This window comes from Rhizobium sp. P1_E6 (genome assembly GCF_056405875.1).
Map to the genome: position 1 here is coordinate 1 of NZ_JBFUBG010000276.1, position 1,369 is coordinate 1,369.

At 55.2% G+C, this 1,369-nt stretch carries 2 protein-coding genes and 1 pseudogene; all 3 read left to right on the top strand.

Annotated features, from left to right (window positions below):
* The coding region (locus tag AC1D35_RS36180) for a class I SAM-dependent methyltransferase (RefSeq protein WP_477942830.1) at positions 1 to 313 on the top strand (313 nt) is incomplete at its 5' end.
* Between the two features lie 5 nt (positions 314 to 318).
* The gene (locus AC1D35_RS36185; RefSeq protein WP_477853908.1) at positions 319 to 1,071 is read left to right on the top strand and encodes a methyltransferase family protein; all 753 of its coding nucleotides are present in this window, start codon (positions 319 to 321) and stop codon (positions 1,069 to 1,071) included.
* Positions 1,071 to 1,369: pseudogene (locus tag AC1D35_RS36190) on the top strand (lipid A oxidase); the annotation flags it as partial. The gene AC1D35_RS36185 and the pseudogene AC1D35_RS36190, both read left to right, overlap by 1 nt.

A 1,369-nucleotide genomic window follows, 5' to 3' on the forward strand; every position in this document is an offset into this window, starting at 1 on the left:
CTCTCTTTTCCGCGAGCGCGTCATTCGGACCATCCATGACGGGCTGAACGATCAGGGGTGCCTGCTCCTCGTCGAAAAGCTGACCAGCGAAGACACGACATTCAATCGCCTTTTCATAGATCACTATTATGACTTTAAGCGGCGAAACGGTTACTCGCAGATCGAGATCTCCAACAAGCGGGAAGCGCTGGAAAACGTCCTGATTCCTTACCGTCTCGACGAAAACATTCAGCTTCTTCACGAGGTCGGCTTCAGGAGCACAGAAATCTTCTTCCGCTGGTATAATTTCTGCGGCATCGTCGCAATCAAGTGAGCGTCATGAAAGTCATCATGCTGAGGATCGGGACGTTCCTCTTCAAGTATCGTAATCAGGCTTTCCCACTGATCATCATTGCCCTCTTTGTCGCTGCACCGCCATCGACCGCGCCGTGGGGAAATCCAGTTTTGGAGCGACCGAAGGATATTGCGGCTCTGCTCATGGTGCTCAGCGGGTTGATTTTACGCACGACCGTCATTGGCTACGCCTACATCAGGCGGGGTGGCTTGAACAAACGCGTCTACGCCGACGACCTTGTTACCGAGGGTATGTTCGGTGTCTGCAGAAATCCGCTCTACGTGGGCAACATGCTGATCTACGTCGGACTGTTTGTGTTCCATGGCAATCCTTTCGTGGTCTCAGCCGGATCCGCTCTCTTCGCTTTTTTCTATCAGTGCATCGTCTACGCGGAAGAAGCTTTCCTGCGCGACAAGTTCGGCGCGGCCTACCTAGACTATTGCAAAGATGTTCCGCGATGGGGATTAAAACTCAGCGCCTTTGCGGAATCGACCAAGGGGATGTCGTTCAACCTGAAGCGGGTCGTCGCGAAGGACTATTCGACAGCGTCGTCAACCCTTATCGCACTGTTGGCAACCGAGTTTTATAGGGTCGCAGTTGGCTCCATCACGGAACAGGAACGAGCCTATGCGATAATGCTCGCTCTCCTCCTCGGGGCTGTCCTTGCTCTCACCGGGTTAGTCAGTTCGCTTAAAAAGCGCGGCGTATTTGATGAACTCAGGACCGAGAGCATCTGATGAGACTTAGATTGCATCGTTCCACCGCGCTTCTGGTGGGCATTGCGTTTTCCGCTCTTGCGTCGGCGGTTGGCACGGCTTCGGCCGAAGATCTGGAATTCTCTATCTACGGCGGTTACCAGACGGCGCCGCACAGCGATGTCGACGTTTCCGACGGCACGTCCTTCAGGGCCGGCTGGGACGGCAAGTCCTTCGGCAGCCCGCCCTATTACGGCGGCCGCGTCACCTGGTGGCTGGGCGACTTCAACCTGCCGAACTGGGGCGTGTCGCTCGATTACACCCATGACAAGGTCTATGC